At 54.5% G+C, this 242-nt stretch carries 1 pseudogene; it reads left to right on the forward strand.

Features of this window, described 5'->3' with window-relative positions:
* Positions 1 to 242, forward strand: a pseudogene (locus LI114_RS14030) (bifunctional hydroxymethylpyrimidine kinase/phosphomethylpyrimidine kinase); the annotation flags it as partial.

Here is a 242-nt window from a genome sequence, read left to right on the forward strand (position 1 = left end):
GTTTTACCACTCCCGGAAACCTCGTACTGGTCGATCCGGCCATGGCCGACAATGGTCTGCTCTATCCGGCCTTTGACAGCGGCTTTCCGGCGGAAATGGCAAAGGTCTGCGCCAAAGCGGACGTAATTATGCCGAACATAACAGAGGCCTGCCTGCTTACCGGCATGCCTTATAAAACCTCTTACGACGAAGCTTATATCCGGGAACTCCTGGAGAAACTGCTGGCTCTGGGCTGCAAAACC

The sequence above is a fragment of the Ruminococcus sp. 210702-SL.1.03 genome (genome assembly GCF_020559915.1).
Taxonomy (GTDB): Bacteria; Bacillota; Clostridia; order Oscillospirales; family Ruminococcaceae; genus YE71.